The organism is Erythrobacter aureus, from assembly GCF_003355455.1.
Lineage (GTDB): Bacteria > Pseudomonadota > Alphaproteobacteria > Sphingomonadales > Sphingomonadaceae > Qipengyuania > Qipengyuania aurea.
The window spans coordinates 728,504-744,646 of the sequence record NZ_CP031357.1; the positions used below are offsets into that span (position 1 = coordinate 728,504).

The following is a 16,143-nucleotide window of genomic DNA, read 5'->3' on the forward strand; positions in this document are numbered from 1 at the left end:
CCGCCGACTTGCTTCGTTGCAAGCGGTGTATACGGCCCACTCCGGACTGGCCCCATTACGGATTTTCGCGCGTAAGGTGGCTTGCGAGTCGGCGCATTTTCGGGCCGAGAACGAGGTTGGTCAGCGGAACCAGAATTCCGGTCAAAATCAACGTCTGCACGCCCAGTGGCAGGGGGTGGGCCAAGCCGGAAAGCAGGATCAGCAAGCACGTCACGAGCGGCCATACGATCAGCCAAACCAGCAGAAGATGGAGGAGGACGGTTTTCACGAACCGGCCTTTGCCGAAGACATGGCTCGGTTCAGGATCGAGAAATAGCCCGGCATGATCTCGGCAAGTTTCGCCTGGCCTGCCGCGGTAAGGGAAATCTCGCGCGATCGGGCATCATCAGAACTGGACGCGATGCTGATGAGCTTCGCGGATTCCAGGCTGCGCAGCACTCTCGTTACGACGGGTTTCGACACATCCAGCCGATCGGCGACCTCCCCCGCCATCAGCGATGAACGATCCGGTTCACGATCGATGACGACCAGAGTGAGAAAGCGCAATTGCGAGAAGCCATGGTCCGCGAAATACGCTTCCAGATCGCGGATCAGGAGACTTGCCCTACGCATCAGATCGAGCGCGTCCATGACGTTGCCGACATCGACGCCCTCGAACCGGTCGGAATAGCCTTCGACCATCTGCCGACTGGGCAAGTCCTTGAGAAAAAACATCGTACTAGGCCACCGGGTGGAGCCGAAGTATCTCCGGCTCCTCGGCGAGCCAGCGTTCATATGCCTTGAAAACCGCAACGGTATATGGCTGCTCGTGATGGGCTTTCAGAGCCGCTTCATCCTCCCATTCCTCATAGAGATGCAGGGTCCCGGTTTCGACATTCTCGCTCAACCGGAATTCGATACAGCCCGGCTCCGCGCGCGTTTGCTCGATTATGCCGCACACAGCTTTGCGCGCAGCGTCGAAATATTCGGGATGCGGCGTAATCCGCGCGATGATATTCAGTTGCGCCATTCTGAGGCTCCTTTAGTTAGCATGATAACTACATAGAGCCATGCTCTGCGTCAAGGCTGTAAATGCCGGGTGGTCCGATAGCCTTTCGCAAGCTTGCCCGCTTATCGCCCTGGCCGCCACCGTTTACATGCTCCAGCCTGATGTATATACATAATTTTGTCGAGGAAGCTCTATCGAAGGGCGGGTACGCCGAGGTACTTCGCCATGAGGCAGCGCTTGGGGGTGGCTAGTGGGCGAGTGCCGGAGGGGGGCAGCGATGATTGGTTTGCGGTCCGGGGTGCTGTCCCCAGTTCCTTCATGCTCAACCGGTTCAAATCCAAGGTCTATGGATGCTTGGCTTCGCGTTTGCCGCGCGGGTTGCGGGGGCGCCGCCGAGATGCAGAATGGCCATCATTGCGGACGCGGGACGATTAAGCGAGAACCCCCGAACGATTTGTGGAGATTACTCGTATGACCTCCCTTCACGAGCGGATCCGCTCCGACATCGAGAACCGCATAATGAGCGGTGATCTGGCTCCGGGCGACCGGTTGCCGATCGAAGCCAAGCTGATGGAGCAATATGGGTGCTCCCGCATGACGGTAAACAAGGCGATATCCGCTCTTGCTGCGACGGGTCTGGTCGAACGGCGCCGCAAGGCCGGTAGTTTTGTGGCCCGGCCTCAGGCCCATGCAATGGTTCTGGACATTCCCGATCTTGCAGAGGAAGTGCGCGGGCGCGACCAGGAGTACCGTTTCCGGCTTATCCATCGCGAGGCGGCCCAGGCAGAGGCGCTCGACCTAGGGCCGGTGCACCAATTTGGCATAGCGCCAATTTCGGGTCCTTCCTTGCTGACGATCGGTGTTCATATGGCTGATGGGTACCCTTTCGCTTATGAGAGCAGGGTGGTGAGTCTGACGGCGGTTCCTGAAATCGAGGACGCGGCATTCGATCCGGAATCTCCGGGAAGCTGGCTTCTCCAACACGTCCCCTGGACCGAAGCCGAAACCAATATCTCGGCAACGGGTGCGACCGAGCGAGAGGCCTGCAGCCTGAAGATCACTCCGGGCGCACCGTGTCTGGTCCTAGCGCGTAGAACTTGGCGAGGCAAAGAGCACATAACCGCAGTGCGCCAACTCTTCGTCGGCGAGTCTTACAGCCTTGACGCCCGATTCGGCTCCGCTCGGAAATAATGTTTCGTAAAGTCGATAATTAATTTCCAACAAGAGCAAGGATTTTGGACCTATATAGGAAAAAATTCTAAAAAAATCAGTGCTTTATGATGTTTTTGATGTATATACAAAAAGTCATTGACTGAGATCGGCAGTGTGTTCACTCTCCTGGAAATTCATTTTGGGAGGGTAAGTTCGATGCGTTGCAAGAGCATTTTAATCGGAACCAGTGTGCTCGCGGTGGCGATCTCGAGCCCGGTCGCAGCGCAGGATGCTGCGGACGAAGCCGCGACCGAAGCGAGCGGCGCGGACATATCCGCCGAGCCCGCTGCATCCAATGCTATTCTCGTAACCGGATCGAGAATTCGCCGTGCGGATATCGAAGGTGTTGGGCCGACGACCGTCGTTGGCGTGGAAGAAATGGAAAACACCGGCATCGTGAATGTCGAGACGCTTCTGCAGCGGCTTCCCGCCAATGCGGGCTTCGCCGGCAATCAGACCTCGGCCTACTGGACCGGCAATGGCTACGGCACCGCTCAGGTCAACCTGCGTGGTTTGGGCATCAAGCGCACGCTGGTGTTGCTCAATGGTCGACGCCTGGTCGCTGGCGGGACGGGTGCCAATTCCTCGCCCGACCTCAACATGATACCGGTCAACATGCTGGCTCGCACCGAGGTGCTCAAGGATGGCGCCTCCGCAGTCTATGGTGCGGACGCAATGGCGGGCGTCGTGAACATGATTACCCGTACGGATTTCGAGGGTATCAGAGTCGGCGGGCGTTACGGCATCACCGAACAGGGCGACGGCGCAGATGCTTCCATTGATGTTCTGGCGGGCTGGCGTACGGACACTGCGGGAATCATGGTCGCGGCCAATTATCAGAACACCGATCCGGTCAGCATGTTCAGCCGGGCACCGTGTTCGCTTGCCGAAACAACGCCGGGCTCTCTTTCCTGCGTGAACAGTTCCTCCACCATCGGTGGGCGGGCCGTGCTTCCCAATGGCCAGCAGATCAACTTCAATCAGGTTTTGGGTGGCGACGGGGACTTCTATGAACCCTACGATCCGGCCAAGCACAATTACAATTCCGCCCTTACGCTGAATGCGGTCAGTCCAATCGAGCGGTGGAGTATCGGTGTGTTCGGCGATGTCGAACTGGGTGACGCAGCCGAGGCCTTTGGCGAATTCCTCTATACCAAACGCAAAAGCAACCAGATCGCGACGCCGGGTACTCTGCGCAATCTGGCCATCCCGGCCAGCTTCCCCAGCAACCCTACGGGCGAGGATCTGGTCGTCATCCGGCGCCGTCTGGCGGAAGCCGGTCCCCGTCAGTTTTTCCAGGATTCCGAGACCTGGCAGGCAACCGGCGGGCTACGGGGCGATCTGTCCAACGCCTGGCACTGGGAAGCTGCCGTAAGCTGGGGAAAGAACACCGCCATCGACGGTTCGACCAATGTCGCCAATCTCGAGCGGGTGGGGAATGCAATCGATCCCGCGACCTGCGGCTCTAACGGTATCCCTTGCGCCGACTTCTTGGGTTTCGGGGACCTTACCCCGGAAGTTCTCGACTACATTTTGTTCACGTCGCGAGACAGGGGCGGAAACGAACTCGTCAGCGCGACTCTGGATCTCACCGGGGACCTCTTCACGCTTCCTGCCGGGGCGGTATCGTTTGCGACCGGTATAGCTTATCGTGAAGAAAAGGGCTGGCGGGATCCCGATCCCCTGACCGTCGCCGGTATCGCGAACACCAATCAACAGGACCCGATCTCCGGGAAAAGCAAGGCCAAGGAAGCCTATCTGGAATTGTCGGTTCCGGTCTTCTCAGGCGCTGCATTTGCGGAGGCCCTGACCGTCAATGGCGCGCTGCGGGTATCCGATTACGATCTCTTCGGTACGGACTGGAACTACAAGCTGGGTGCCGATTGGGAGGTGTTCGATGGTTTGCGTTTTCGTACCACCTACGGGACAGGCTTTCGAATCCCCAATGTGCCGGAATTGTTCGGAGGCGTTTCCGAAGGCAATCTGACGACCACCGATCCATGCAGCAATTACAGCACCAGCGGCAATGCGACGCTTATCGCGAATTGTCAGGCCACCGGCGTGCCGGCGGGATATGTCCAGCTCGGCAATACCATTCTGACCACGGTCGGGGGCAACCCGGATCTCCAGCCTGAAAGCTCAACGACCTGGACCATAGGTGCGGTCGTGCAGCCGAGAAATCAGATCCCGGGCCTTTCTCTGACGGTCGACTGGTTCGAGATCGATATCGAGGACGCAATCCGCGCCATTCCCGGTTCGACCAAGCTGGCAGTCTGCTACGCCAGCCCCAATCTGAGCAGCGAGTTTTGCGATGATTTCAAGCGAAGCACGCTGACCGGCGAAGTCACGGAGCTGTCCGCTCAGCCTATCAATACCGGCCTGGAGAAGATGAGCGGGCTCGACGTCGGCATGTTGTATAATCGATCAATCGGCTCGTTCGACGTATCCCTTAATTTGAACGTTACCTGGCTGAACGAATATACGGTCTACCCCTTCGAAGGCGGTGCTCCTATCCAGTTCGATGGCTTTATCGGTGGGGGTAATGGCGGTTATCCAGAGTGGCGTGGCTATGGCACTCTCACCATCGAAAACGGCCCGATCGGCGCAACCTGGTCCACTCAATGGATCGGTTCTGCCACCGATTTTAACGCCAGCCCCGGCGATATCGGCTATTCGACGCCGGACGTATTCTATCACAATCTGCAGGTGCGTTTCGACGTGAATGACCGGACCAGCTTCCGCCTGGGGGTCGACAATCTCTTCGATCGTGATGCTCCCTATATCCAGAGCTTTACCGACGCCAATACCGATACCATGACCTATGATCTCATGGGCCGCCGCTTCTATGTCGGTTTCCAGACCGGCTTCTGATCGGACCCACCATGAAAATCAGATGGCCACTCTTCGTTCGGCGTTTCCACAAATGGCTGGCACTGATCATCGGGTTGCAGGTGGTATTTTGGACGGCGACCGGGTTTTACATGGTCGTCATCCATATAGACCGGATCCACGGCGATCATTTGATCAAGTCGGCACCCGCACAGGTGTTGGATGTAGAACGGATGGTTTCACCCGAGGATGCGCTGCGTCGCTATCCGGGGGCTACGGAAATGCGGAGTTCGTCTCTGTTAGGCCGGACGGTGTGGGAAATCTCCGGGCCGTCAGGGATGAAGCTGGTGGATGCGGGGACGGGGGAAGTGCTTCGTCCCGTCACCCGCGACGAGGCTGCCGCGGTCGCTCGCGAAATCTATGCGTTCGACGAACCCATCCGTTCGGTCGAGCTTCTTACCAGCGCCCCGATGGAAATGCAGGGCCGCAAGCCACCCTACTGGCAGGTGGTATTCGACCGCTGGGACAGTCCCACCTTCTATATCTCGCCGGAATCCGGCGCACTCATTTCACGTCGGCATTCGCTTTGGCGGATCTTCGACTTTGCCTGGATGCTGCACATCATGGACTATGACGAACGCAGCGACATCAACAATCCGCTCCTTCGGATCAGCACCTGGCTCGCGGTTCTGATGGCGCTTACCGGCGCGTGGCTGCTGGTCTGGGCCTTCCCGAAACGTCGGAAAAAGAAGAAGCGCTGATGAAGAAAATCCGATTCTCGCCCCTGTTTTTTCGCCGGGTCCACAAATGGGTCGGCCTGATTCTCGGAATTCAGTTCATTCTGTGGGCTGTCAGCGGAGCCATGATGGCAACCATCGACATGGAGGCGATGAAAGCGCGTCCTGATGTCTCTCCAAATCAAATCCCCGCCGGTGATTTTGTCGATCCGGCAGAAATCGCTGATGAGCAGGTTACGGGGTTCGCGGTCCGTAGCATTGGCGACAGACCGATCTACGAAGTCTCCTACGATGATGGAATCCGCCTTTTCGATGCTCGCACGGGCAATGCGATAACGGTCGATCCGGCTTTCGTTCGCGCGCGCGCCGAGGAGATCGCTCCTGCGCGGATCAAGTCTATTACACGGATGGATCGCCCGAACCTTGAGGCACGGGACTATGAGGGGGCCGTGTGGCGTGTCGATTTCGCGGATGCCGAAAATTCCTCCGCATATTTCTCGGCGGCCTCGGGTGAGCTTCTGACGATGCGCGGGGATACCTGGCGTTTGTGGGATTTCTTCTGGATGCTCCACAATATGGATTACCTGGATCGCTCCAGTTTCAATCATCCCCTGATCATAATAGTGGCGTTTGGAACGCTGTTTCTCTCGGGAACCGGATTTTACCTGCTCTTCAAATCTTTCACCAAACGCGATTTTTCCTGGATTGTCCGCAGGAAACCGCCGTCGAAACGCGTATTGGCCAGTGATGATTAGAGGCCGCCCGTATACCGCATAGGCACGAATCTAAGCGCCCATTAACGCCGTCGGGCGAAAATACGCTTGTACACGCCGAGACAGGCCGAGAAGAGGCACAGGGCGTTGCATTTTGTGCAAGGCGACCTTTCCATCACTGCGATGGAATTCCTCGCCCTATTCGACGAACTATCGAGGCGTCAGGGGGAAGCCCTTCTGACACCTCTCCCAAGCCTTTCCGCTGGAGGCGTCACGGCGTCTCCAGCAATTTTTCGGGCAGTGTCGTCCCACCGTCCTTGCGCGTTTCTTCGGCGATCCACGCGCCGAAGCGTTGGACCGCGCGCGAATTGCCCGACACGGGCTTTGCTGCGATCGCATAGCTGAAGGGTGTGCGGACGTACTCGCCAAACGGCCTGACCAGTCCCGACGCGTTTCCATAGAAGTTGATCATATCCTCGAGCACGAGCGCCAGTCCAAGGCCGCTTTGGGCGGCTGCGACAAGCAGTGGCCCGTCATCGAACCTGTCGATGGTGAGATCGAAGTCCGCAGGCAACCCGACAGCAGCCATCCAGCTATCCAGTATGCGCGGCAGTTGGCGATGCACCAGCAGCGGTGTCCTTTTCAGCGTCTGTCTCAGCCCATCCAGAGGGTTCACCGTGCCTTCCTGAGCAACGATGAACGCACCCTGTGGGCGCAAGGGCTGGAACGACACTTTCTCCGCGCCCTCTTCGGCAAAGAATATGATCATATCGAGGCTGTCTCCGAGCTTTTCTACCGGAGAACCGGACGTATCCAGCCGGAGTTCTATGTCGGTGTTGGCTTTCCGGAAAAAGTCGAGACGCGGTATCAGCCATGCCGTGGCGAAGGATGTCGGAACGCCGACGACCAGCTCCATTTTTCGTGGTCCCTCGTGCCGCTCGAATACCGACATCATTTGATCGAAGGGCTGTTCGATCTCGGCCACCAGGCGCTTACCCTCCTGGTTGAGCCGATATTCATTCCCCGTGCGGGTGAAGAGGGCGGTGCCAACGTGCCGTTCCAGCTTTTGAACGCGCCGGCTGAGGGCCGAAACGGATAAATTCAGCTCGTCCGAAGCCTTGCGCAGCGAACCGAAGCGCGCCGCCGTGAGAAAGGCTTCCAGAGAACCGGTTGGAGGGAGTCTGCGAATTGTAAATTCCTCGAAACCTCGCGCTACTATGGACTGAATTGCTGCACTGCACAAATGACGATTTCTCGCCTAGTGGCGGCGCTGCGCTCATAAGATAAAAAATATCAGAGGCTTACCCCGTTGCGACGATTGCAATGATACCTTGATGTCTTTGCGATGGCATGCCCGGATGCTTGGTTCATACTGCATCGCAGCAACAGCGGAGGTTAGCATGCGGTTTTCCAAGAGACATCTTGTCCTCTTCTCGGTACTGTCTTCGGCACCGCAAGTCGCCCATGCCGGGCAAGTCGCCCATGCCGGGGAGGTCGTCGAATTCGCGCTGACGAAGAATGAATTGTCGACGTCCGAAAACCGGGAAGCCTTGCTCGACCGGATGACCAAATTCTCTATCGAACGGTGCAAGGACGGCTCCGGCTTCGCCGGTAAACCCGCAGTCAGGAAGTGTGCCGAAGATCTTAGGACTCAATTCGTGAAAGAGATCGATCATGAGGCTCTCACTCTGCTTGTGGAAATGAGGGCGCGCGATAGATTTCGCTCGGCACGCCGGTAACGGCAGCACGAAAGAGCCCCGTCTTCGGATGCGAGAAGCGAGGCCAAGGCCAATTCACGCGGGCTTATGCCTTCGATCTTGTGCGCAACGGGCCGACGGCGGAAGTGTTTGAGCTTGTTGACGAAGCACTCGGCCAGGTTGCGCTGGCGATAGCGTGCAGGGTCGAGCATGCGTTGCTCCTTGCGGTGGTCTGGTGTGCGACTTCAGGTGTCTCCGATTGAAAGCCGATTTCCCGCACGTGATGCGGTGGACAGCTCTCGAACCGCTTGCGGAATGAGGCGCAGGGGAACTTACCGCTCCTCTTCAGTCAGCAAGCTATAATTCGTGGCTGTCGATGCGCAGCTTGGTGATCGCACGCATCGCTTCGCCCCTTGCTTCGGTTTCGCTTAGGAATGCATGGTGGACCATCCGTTCGCCCAGCAGCAGGTCGGTCAGATCGATTTCGCCGAGTTCATAGCCCTTCCGCAGTTTGCGTAACGCGGCAATCTGCGCTTCGACTGCTTCGCGTGAACGCCGCCAAGCCGCTGTCCGATACCGCGCCTCGACAAGGTCTGCATCGGCGGTTTCTTCGACATTGTAACGTGCCAGACCTTCTTGCGCTCGCGCGGCTGAGGCAAGGGCCGCCGCCTCGCCTGCCAGTGCCCTGCGATGACCTCCGCCGAGCGGAATGGAGAAAACAAGCCCGGCGCCGGTTTCCGCGCCGCCGGATTCGGAAAACACTCTCACACCGACCGAAGGGTCGGCGAGCCGATCCTTGTCCATGCGATCGGCGATAGAGGCCCTCCGTTTTGCCTCGGCCCGGGCAGCACCGATCTCGTGGCTGTTAAGGACGACCAGATCGCGCAACTGGGAGAGGCGCGTATCCGAGATTTCGGGAGAAGGCAGATCGGGCGCTTCGATCGGAAGCGGAAGGCCCGGAAAATGCGCCTCCAGGCGAGCACGTGCCAAAGCTGTGCCGCCCTCCGAGCGGTCCAGTGCCACCCGAGCCTCTGCGAGCGCGGCGCGCGCCAGATCGACATCCAGTCGAGCCGCATCGCGCAAGTGCATCCGCCGGGTTATGGCGGCAAGCGACTTCTCGTAATTCGCCACTGCCGTGCGATCGACTTTCGCCCGCGCGGATGCGGACAGCCAATCGAACCATTGTTCGGAAAGAAGCAGCGCGGCCTGGTGGCGAGCATCCTCCGCGAGGTTGCTGGCGGCCGCGATGCCATGTTGGCCGATTTGGCGATCGAGCCGTGCCTTTCCCGGCAATCGAAATGCGCGCGTCACTTGAGCATCGTATTCATCGAACTCGCCGCCGATATCGACGCTACGGCGGGTGTAGCTGCCCGACAGGGTGACTTCATGTGGCCCCCTGCGCAGACCTGCGGCCCGAGAGCGTGCCGCTTCGAGGCGGGCGCGAGCGGCGACGACCGAGGGATGATCGTCGAGCACCTGCTGTACCGTCGCTTCGTCGGGCAAACCAGTTTCGGCCGCGAGGGGCGAGACCAACAGGAATGTGGCCGCCATGGTCGTGATCGGGCGCATTCTAGTCCTCCTCCAACCGCAAAGCATCGCTCGCCTCGCGTTCGGCTGCGGTTTCTCCAAACCGCTCGTAAAGGATCGGCAGGAGGATGAGCGTCAGCAGCGTCGCAGTCACGAGGCCACCGATGACGACGATTGCGAGCGGCTTCTGAATTTCCGATCCCGGCCCGGTTGCGAACAGCAGCGGCACAAGCCCAAAGGCGGCGATACTGGCAGTCATCAGGACGGGGCGCAGCCGCCGTTCGGCTCCGCGCCGCACCGCTTCGGAAAGAGGCATGCCTTGTTCGCGAAGCTGGCGGAAATACGCCACCATCACGAGACCGTTGAGCACGGCGATACCGAGCAAGGCGATAAAGCCGACGGACGCCGGGACGGAAAGATACTCGCCCGAAACCGCCAGGGCGATCATCCCCCCCACGGCCGCGAAGGGAATGTTGGTAAGGATCAGCAAGGATGCGCGCATCGATTTCAGCGTGAAGAAAAGGATGGCGAAGATCAGCACGATTGAGATCGGCAGCACCACCATCAGCCGTGCCGAAGCACGCTGCTGGTTCTCGAACTGACCACCCCATTCGATCCGGTAGCCCTGCGGCAGGGAGACATTCGCAGCGATATCCGCCTTCGCGTCCTCGACATAGCCGACGAGATCGCGCCCCGATACGAAGGCCTGTACCATGGCGAAACGCGAACCGTTCTCATGCTCGAGCTTGACCGGCCCGTAGGCCTGGCCGACATGCGCCACATCGCTTGCCCGCACGAGTTGGCCGGAGGGCGCGCGGTAGACGAGATCGGCGAAGCCCTGCGGTGTCAGACCGCGAGAACCGTCGCCCTTCAAGACAATCGGTACACGGCGGACACCATCGGCGACGATACCGGTACGCACGCCTTCGACCTGGGCACGCATCATATCCTGCAAGTCGGACACCGGCATGCCAACGCGGCCCGCGGCAACGCGGTCGATATCGATCAAGAGGTAATCCACCTGATCGTTGGCGACGGTCATAGCCTCGCTTGTTCCCTCAAGACCCTCCAGCCGCTTCTGGATTTCCCCTGCGAGGCGTGAGAGTTCGTCAAGATCAGGGCCGAACAGCTTGATCGCCAGATCGCCGCGTGCGCCGGTAAGCATTTCCGATGTCCGCATGTCGATCGGCTGGGTGAAGGTCGGTTCTATCCCGGGAAATTGCTCCATTACCTTGCGCAATTCGTCCAGCAGCCAGTCCTTGTCCTTCACGCGCCATTCCTCGCGCGGTTTGAGCTCGAGGAAGCTGTCGGTTTCATTGGGGCTCATCGGGTCGAGCCCGAGCTCGTCCGAACCGACGCGGGCGATCACTGCTTCGACTTCCGGCACCTGATCCAGAATTGCGCGCTGCACCTTCATGTCGCCCTCGACGCTGTGGTCGAGCGAGATCGAAGGGAGTTTGGTGAGCTGCACGATGATCGAGCCTTCATCCATCACGGGCAGGAAGGTCTTGCCGGTGACGGTGTATGCCCCGGCCGCCAGCGCAAGCCCGATCCCAGCCACCCCGAACACGCGTTTCTTGTTGTCGAAGCTTGCCGTCAGGGCTGCCGAATAACGCGGCGCGATTTTGCGCATCAACCAGGGTTCGGAATGGCCTTGCTTGACCTTGAGCAGATAGAAAGCGAGCACCGGGACAAGCGTCAGCGACAGAACCAGCGCCGAACCTAGCGCCAGCACGATGGTCAGGGCGACTGGTGAGAAAAGCTTGCCTTCCAGCCCTTCCAGAGTCAGCAGCGGGAGGAATACCAGCGCGATGATTGCAAGACCCGAAGCGACCGGCTTGGCGACTTCGACAGCGGCGACGAACACGTTGTGGATTTTGCTGTTCGTCGAGTGTTTGGGATCGGAAAGTCTCTCTACAACATTCTCGACCACGACCACCGCGCCATCGACAAGGATGCCGACGGCGATCGCAAGCCCGCCCAGGCTCATGAGATTGGCGCTGAGGCCAATCGACCGCATGAAGATGAAGGTCAGCAGGACGGCCATCGGCAATGCCAGTGCGACGATCACCGAGGCTCGGACATCGCCGAGAAACAGCAGAAGCAGGATGATGACCAGCACGGTCGCTTCGAAAAGCGCGGTCTCGACGGTCCCGACCGCGCGTTCGATCAAGTCCGAACGATCGTAGAAGACCGCGACGCTCATTCCCTCGGGCAGGCTGGGCTGAATCTCCTCGAGCCTTTGCTTCACTCCGTCGACGATCTGGCTGGCGTCGGCACCGCGCAAGCCGATGACGAGGCCTTGCACGGCTTCGGCTTCGCCGTTCTTGGAAACCGCGCCATAACGGGTGAGGCTTCCCATACGGACATTGGCGACATCGCCCACGCGTACGACCGCGCCCGTGTCGGCTTTGACGACCACGGCCGCAAGGTCCTCCAAAGTGCGGATGGCCCCGGTCGAACGGACGATCAGCGATTCCTCGCCAATGGTCAGCCTTCCTGCGCCATCGTTGCGATTGCTCATCTCGATGGCTTTGGCGAGGTCGGCGGTGGAAAGGCCGGATGCCGCCAGGGACGAGCTGTCCGGTGCGACTTCGAAAGTTTCGACGAAGCCTCCGAGCGCATTGACGTCTGCGACGCCGGGCACGGTGCGCAAAGCCGGACGGATCGTCCAGTCGAGCACCCGACGTTTCTCGGCCAACGATTGCGGCCCTTCGAGCGTGAACATGAACATCTCGGAGAGCGGCGTCGAAATCGGAGCTAGCCCGCCTTCAACCGTCGCCGGCATATCTTCCACCACCGCATTGAGCCGCTCGGAGACCTGTTGCCGCGCCCAATAGATATCGGTGCTATCTTCGAAATCGATCGTGATGTCGGCGATAGCGTATTTGGCGACCGAGCGGAGTACGGTCTGCTCGGGAATTCCGAGCATCTCCATCTCGATCGGCGTTACCACGCGGCTCTCGACTTCTTCCGGCGTCATCCCTGGAGCCTTGAGGATGATCTTGACTTGCGTGGTGCTGATGTCGGGGAAGGCGTCGATCGGTAGCCTGGCGAAGGACCATGCTCCAACCCCGGCGAGGACCAGCGCCAGGCCGATGACGCCCAGGCGCAGATCGAGCGCCTTTTTTATCAGATTGCGAAGCATGTCGGCTTACTCCGCGCTCATGGCTTTGAGTTCCGCTACGCTGCTCGCGGCGACGACTTCGCCCGCCGTCAGGCCTTCGGAGATGATAGCCTGCTGGTCGGTCGTTCCGACCACCGTGACCTTACGCGCCTCGTAGCTCCCTTCGTCGCGCACGAAGACATGGGTTCCTCCGCCGATCTTCGTCACAGCGTTGGCGGGTACGGCAATGCCGGACGGTGACGCCTTTCCTATGATCGTCACGCTGACATTGCGACCGGCGACGATCCCCGGGGCGCTGCCCATGCTCGCGCGGGCCAGTACCGACCGGGTGGCCGGGTCGATCGAGGGCGAAACCGCGAGAATTCGGCCACCGACGGGCACTGATCCGCCGCCATCGGTGGACAGCGCGATCTCGATCGGCATGGCTGGGCGGACCTTTCTCGCCAGCCGTTCGGGCAATTGCAATTCGACCTGATAAGCACCTTCGGCCTCGATCACGAAAGGGGCCTCCATGCCGTTCACCGGGCCACCTGTGACCGCGCCGACATGCGCGACACGGCCCGAAATCGGCGCACTTAGCGTCATGGTGCCATCCGGGCCGACGCCCGCCAGGGATGCCAGTCGGCGCTGTTCGGCGAGGCTGGCGCGAGCCTGCGCCAGCTCCGCATTCGCCTCGTCGGCACGGGCCGACGCTATGATCCCCTCATCCGCCAATTGCGTCAGTCGATGTGCGCGTGCCTCGGCGAGCCCAAGCGCGGATTGCGCCCTTGCCAGTTGACCGCGAATCTGGACAGGTTCCGCGGCACGCACGAGTGCCAAGGGCTGGCCACGGCGCACCGCCTGGCCTTCGATCACATAGACCCGCACCGCGGCGCCGGGGAACGGCACCGTTACGGCAACGCGCGCGTCGGGCGGGAAAGTGACGGTCCCGGGCACGCTACCGATCGGCACGTGGGTCACCTCCTGAGCCAAAGCCGTTTCGATCGCGAGACCCGATAGCGGATCGGCCCCGGCCGTATCTGCTGCGTCCGGCGGAGCAGGGTCCGTGCATGCGGACAGCCCGAGCAGGCTGGTAGCGAACCCGAGAGTAACGAGAGATCGAGCAATCATTCCCCGAAAATGACGCACCAAGCTGACAGCAACTTGTCAGTCTGGCAGCTTGTTGTCAGTTTCAAGAACCATACTCGATGGCTTTCCGCCAACACGCCACTACCCAGCGCGCCACTACGAGGCTTGTTCGATGCGCCTGCTCCTTGTCGAAGACGATCCCGAACTCGGTCGGCGCCTGGGCGAACGTCTGCGCGGCGCCGATTTCGCGGTGGAGGTTGCGCGAAGCAGGAGCGAGGCGGAGGACTGGCCCGATGTCGACCAGATGGCTGCGGTGATCCTCGATCTGGGGTTGCCTGATGGAGACGGGATCGAACTCCTCAGGCATTGGCGCGATCTGCGGATCGATACGCCGGTCCTGATTCTCACGGCACGGGGAAGTTGGCAGGACAAGGTCGAAGGCCTGAATGCGGGAGCAGATGATTTCGTTGTAAAGCCGGTCCGGCTCGAAGAATTGCTCGCTCGGCTCAACGCTTTGTTCCGGCGCCAGCAGGGTAAACGCAGCACCCTTATCGAAATAGGCGATCTCGCTCTCGACCCGCTGACGCGTCTGGTCGAGCAGGCTGGCAAGCCCTTGTCCTTGAGCAAGCAGGAATTCAAGCTGTTGCACCTGTTCATGCGCCGAGCGGGGCAGGTGATGTCGCAAAGCACGATCCTCGACGATCTCTATGAACTCGGGCACGAACGGGAACCGAACACGGTTGAGGTCCTGATCGGCCGCCTGCGGCGCAAGATCGGTCGTGATCGAATCGTCACTCTCAGGGGCATGGGCTATAGGTTCGAAAAATGAAAGAACGGCTCGTCCCCGGCAGCCTCCGCCTGCGCTTCCTGCTCGCAATCTCAGTCTGGGTGGCGCTGGGGATTGGCGCGATCTGGTTTTCGGCTGTCGGAATTTTCACTGCCCACGTCGAAAAGTCCTATCACGAAGAACTCGAAGTCCATGTGCGTGAACTTGCCAGGCTGGCCGTGTTGGATGGCCGAGGCGCAATCCGATTGAGCCGCCCCCTTTCAGACCCGCGATATGAGGAGCCACTGTCCGGCTTCTACTGGCAGATCACTGTCGACGGCCGGAAGCCCCTGCGATCCAGGTCGATGACGAAAGGCACTCTCGACGAACGTATAGCCCACTCTTCCAAAATCCTGCACACGCTTGACAATGGCCCGACCGGGCCGACGATCACTTACGGCCTCGTCGAGAAAGATCCGTCCGGTCGGATGATCCATTATGTCATCGCGACCGATCAGAGCGAACTCGACCGGCTTATCGATGGCTTCACGGGGCACCTCACCTTATGGCTTGCGGGGCTCGGCAGTCTCTTGCTCGCAACTGGCCTTGCGATAATCGGCTTCGGCCTGCACCCCCTCGATCGGCTTGCACGAGCTATTGCCCGCTTGCGGCAGGGTGAGGCGGAAAAGCTCGAGGGAGACTACCCGGCTGAGATCGCACCGCTTGTTGGCGATCTCAATGCATATATTCGGCAAAACGCGAACATGATTGCCCGGGCGCGTGTCCAGGCGGGCAACCTCGCGCATTCGCTGCGCACTCCACTGACCATCATCACAGACGAAGCAGAGCGCCTCGCCGGCAACCCGGAATGTTCGCAAGCGGCCCAGGTCCTTCTGGAACAATGCAGCGCGATGGAGCAGCAGATCGCCTATCAGCTTGCCCGGGCGCGATCGTCTTCGGGTCAGCCCCATGCTGCGCGTCCGACCCGCGTCCCCGATGTTGCAGAGCCTATTTTGCGCGCCATGAAACGCCTGCACCCGACCAAATCCTTCGCCATGAACGCGGCCGAATGCAACCGACTGACCATTCCGGTAGACGCGGTAGACTATGCGGAGTTGCTCTCCATTCTTCTGGACAATGCCGGCAAATGGGCGCGTCACGAAGTCCGGCTGGTGTTCGACAACGACGAGGACGGCGCTGTTGTGGCGAGGATTAGCGACGATGGCCCGGGCATCGAGCCCGAGAATATGGACAAAGCGTTTGCTCTGGGATCACGCTTCGACACGAGCAAGCCCGGCGCTGGTCTAGGCTTGGCGATTGCCCACGAAATCGCCGAGGCGATAGGCGTGGGACTGTATCTCGAAAACGCGGTAACCGGCCTGGTCGCCACGATAGTCTACCGTCCCACGGACCGGCCTGAGTCCAGTTGATATGGCGAACCGCCCGGGACGGATGGTCGCGGCGCCGCCGATGACGCGG

15 protein-coding genes and 1 pseudogene are annotated in these 16,143 nt (G+C 60.1%); 6 read left to right on the top strand and 10 right to left on the bottom strand.

Features of this window, described 5'->3' with window-relative positions; all coding sequences use genetic code 11:
- Positions 1-55: 55 nt before the first annotated feature.
- The 3 genes from DVR09_RS03675 to DVR09_RS03685 are packed head-to-tail and all read right to left on the bottom strand — an operon-like array spanning position 56 to position 1,009.
- Positions 56-268 (bottom strand): putative antibiotic biosynthesis monooxygenase, encoded by a 213-nt coding sequence (locus DVR09_RS03675; RefSeq protein WP_115415731.1) that lies wholly within the window; start codon positions 266-268, stop codon positions 56-58.
- Positions 265-714 (bottom strand): MarR family winged helix-turn-helix transcriptional regulator, encoded by a 450-nt coding sequence (locus tag DVR09_RS03680; RefSeq protein ID WP_115415732.1) that lies wholly within the window; start codon positions 712-714, stop codon positions 265-267. The genes DVR09_RS03675 and DVR09_RS03680 overlap by 4 nt, the downstream gene beginning before the upstream one ends.
- A gap of 4 nt (positions 715-718) precedes the next feature.
- Positions 719-1,009, bottom strand: a complete 291-nt coding sequence (locus tag DVR09_RS03685) for a putative quinol monooxygenase (protein WP_115415733.1) — start codon at positions 1,007-1,009, stop codon at positions 719-721.
- Positions 1,010-1,459: 450 nt separating this feature from the next.
- Here DVR09_RS03685 and hutC point away from each other — a divergent pair, with 450 nt between their 5' ends.
- From hutC to DVR09_RS03705, 4 genes are all read left to right on the top strand, one after another.
- Positions 1,460-2,179 (top strand): histidine utilization transcriptional repressor HutC, encoded by a 720-nt coding sequence (gene hutC / locus DVR09_RS03690; RefSeq protein ID WP_115415734.1) that lies wholly within the window; start codon positions 1,460-1,462, stop codon positions 2,177-2,179.
- A 177-nt stretch (positions 2,180-2,356) separates the two neighbouring features.
- The gene (locus DVR09_RS03695) at positions 2,357-5,071 is read left to right on the top strand and encodes a TonB-dependent receptor domain-containing protein (protein WP_115415735.1); all 2,715 of its coding nucleotides are present in this window, start codon (positions 2,357-2,359) and stop codon (positions 5,069-5,071) included.
- 11 nt (positions 5,072-5,082) lie between these two features.
- Positions 5,083-5,790, top strand: coding sequence for a PepSY domain-containing protein (locus DVR09_RS03700; protein WP_115415736.1), 708 nt, complete (start codon positions 5,083-5,085; stop codon positions 5,788-5,790).
- Positions 5,739-6,521, top strand: a complete 783-nt coding sequence (locus tag DVR09_RS03705) for a PepSY domain-containing protein (RefSeq protein ID WP_234041543.1) — start codon at positions 5,739-5,741, stop codon at positions 6,519-6,521. The genes DVR09_RS03700 and DVR09_RS03705 overlap by 52 nt, the downstream gene beginning before the upstream one ends.
- 229 nt (positions 6,522-6,750) lie before the next feature.
- Here the strand turns inward: DVR09_RS03705 and DVR09_RS03710 are convergent, their stop codons facing one another.
- From DVR09_RS03710 to DVR09_RS03730, 7 genes and pseudogenes are all read right to left on the bottom strand, one after another.
- Positions 6,751-7,464, bottom strand: coding sequence for a LysR substrate-binding domain-containing protein (locus DVR09_RS03710; RefSeq protein ID WP_234041544.1), 714 nt, complete (start codon positions 7,462-7,464; stop codon positions 6,751-6,753).
- 66 nt (positions 7,465-7,530) lie between these two features.
- Positions 7,531-7,722: pseudogene (locus tag DVR09_RS17885) on the bottom strand (helix-turn-helix domain-containing protein); the annotation flags it as partial.
- 124 nt (positions 7,723-7,846) lie between these two features.
- Complete coding sequence (locus DVR09_RS17070) at positions 7,847-8,155, bottom strand: hypothetical protein (RefSeq protein ID WP_162814836.1); 309 nt, start codon at positions 8,153-8,155, stop codon at positions 7,847-7,849.
- On the bottom strand, positions 8,152-8,388 hold the full coding sequence (locus DVR09_RS17540) for a hypothetical protein (protein ID WP_234041545.1): 237 nt from the start codon (positions 8,386-8,388) through the stop codon (positions 8,152-8,154). Before DVR09_RS17540 ends, DVR09_RS17070 begins: the two co-directional genes overlap by 4 nt.
- Before the next feature lie 145 nt (positions 8,389-8,533).
- Entirely contained in the window at positions 8,534-9,745 is a 1,212-nt protein-coding gene (locus DVR09_RS03720; protein ID WP_115415740.1) for a TolC family protein, read from the bottom strand.
- A 1-nt stretch (position 9,746) separates the two neighbouring features.
- Positions 9,747-12,851 carry an efflux RND transporter permease subunit gene (locus tag DVR09_RS03725; protein ID WP_115415741.1) on the bottom strand — a complete coding sequence of 1,035 codons (3,105 nt, stop codon included), beginning with the start codon at positions 12,849-12,851 and terminating at the stop codon, positions 9,747-9,749.
- Between the two features lie 6 nt (positions 12,852-12,857).
- Positions 12,858-13,940 (bottom strand): efflux RND transporter periplasmic adaptor subunit, encoded by a 1,083-nt coding sequence (locus DVR09_RS03730; RefSeq protein WP_115415742.1) that lies wholly within the window; start codon positions 13,938-13,940, stop codon positions 12,858-12,860.
- A gap of 130 nt (positions 13,941-14,070) precedes the next feature.
- On the opposite strand from DVR09_RS03730, the gene DVR09_RS03735 reads away from it, so the two are divergent.
- Positions 14,071-14,727 carry a response regulator gene (locus DVR09_RS03735; protein ID WP_115415743.1) on the top strand — a complete coding sequence of 219 codons (657 nt, stop codon included), beginning with the start codon at positions 14,071-14,073 and terminating at the stop codon, positions 14,725-14,727.
- The gene (locus tag DVR09_RS03740; protein ID WP_115415744.1) at positions 14,724-16,094 is read left to right on the top strand and encodes an ATP-binding protein; all 1,371 of its coding nucleotides are present in this window, start codon (positions 14,724-14,726) and stop codon (positions 16,092-16,094) included. The genes DVR09_RS03735 and DVR09_RS03740 overlap by 4 nt, the downstream gene beginning before the upstream one ends.
- The last annotated feature ends 49 nt before the right edge of the window (positions 16,095-16,143 follow it).

Coding starts and splice junctions, on each gene's coding strand:
- DVR09_RS03685 (WP_115415733.1), bottom strand. CDS start 1,009: ATGGCGCAACTGAATATCATCGCGCGGATTACGCCGCATCCCGAATAT.
- DVR09_RS03725 (WP_115415741.1), bottom strand. CDS start 12,851: ATGCTTCGCAATCTGATAAAAAAGGCGCTCGATCTGCGCCTGGGCGTC.
- DVR09_RS03730 (WP_115415742.1), bottom strand. CDS start 13,940: ATGATTGCTCGATCTCTCGTTACTCTCGGGTTCGCTACCAGCCTGCTC.
- DVR09_RS17540 (WP_234041545.1), bottom strand. CDS start 8,388: ATGCTCGACCCTGCACGCTATCGCCAGCGCAACCTGGCCGAGTGCTTC.
- DVR09_RS03720 (WP_115415740.1), bottom strand. CDS start 9,745: ATGCGCCCGATCACGACCATGGCGGCCACATTCCTGTTGGTCTCGCCC.
- DVR09_RS03735 (WP_115415743.1), top strand. CDS start 14,071: ATGCGCCTGCTCCTTGTCGAAGACGATCCCGAACTCGGTCGGCGCCTG.
- DVR09_RS03695 (WP_115415735.1), top strand. CDS start 2,357: ATGCGTTGCAAGAGCATTTTAATCGGAACCAGTGTGCTCGCGGTGGCG.
- DVR09_RS17070 (WP_162814836.1), bottom strand. CDS start 8,155: ATGATCGATCTCTTTCACGAATTGAGTCCTAAGATCTTCGGCACACTT.
- DVR09_RS03700 (WP_115415736.1), top strand. CDS start 5,083: ATGAAAATCAGATGGCCACTCTTCGTTCGGCGTTTCCACAAATGGCTG.
- DVR09_RS03740 (WP_115415744.1), top strand. CDS start 14,724: ATGAAAGAACGGCTCGTCCCCGGCAGCCTCCGCCTGCGCTTCCTGCTC.
- DVR09_RS03680 (WP_115415732.1), bottom strand. CDS start 714: ATGTTTTTTCTCAAGGACTTGCCCAGTCGGCAGATGGTCGAAGGCTAT.
- hutC (WP_115415734.1), top strand. CDS start 1,460: ATGACCTCCCTTCACGAGCGGATCCGCTCCGACATCGAGAACCGCATA.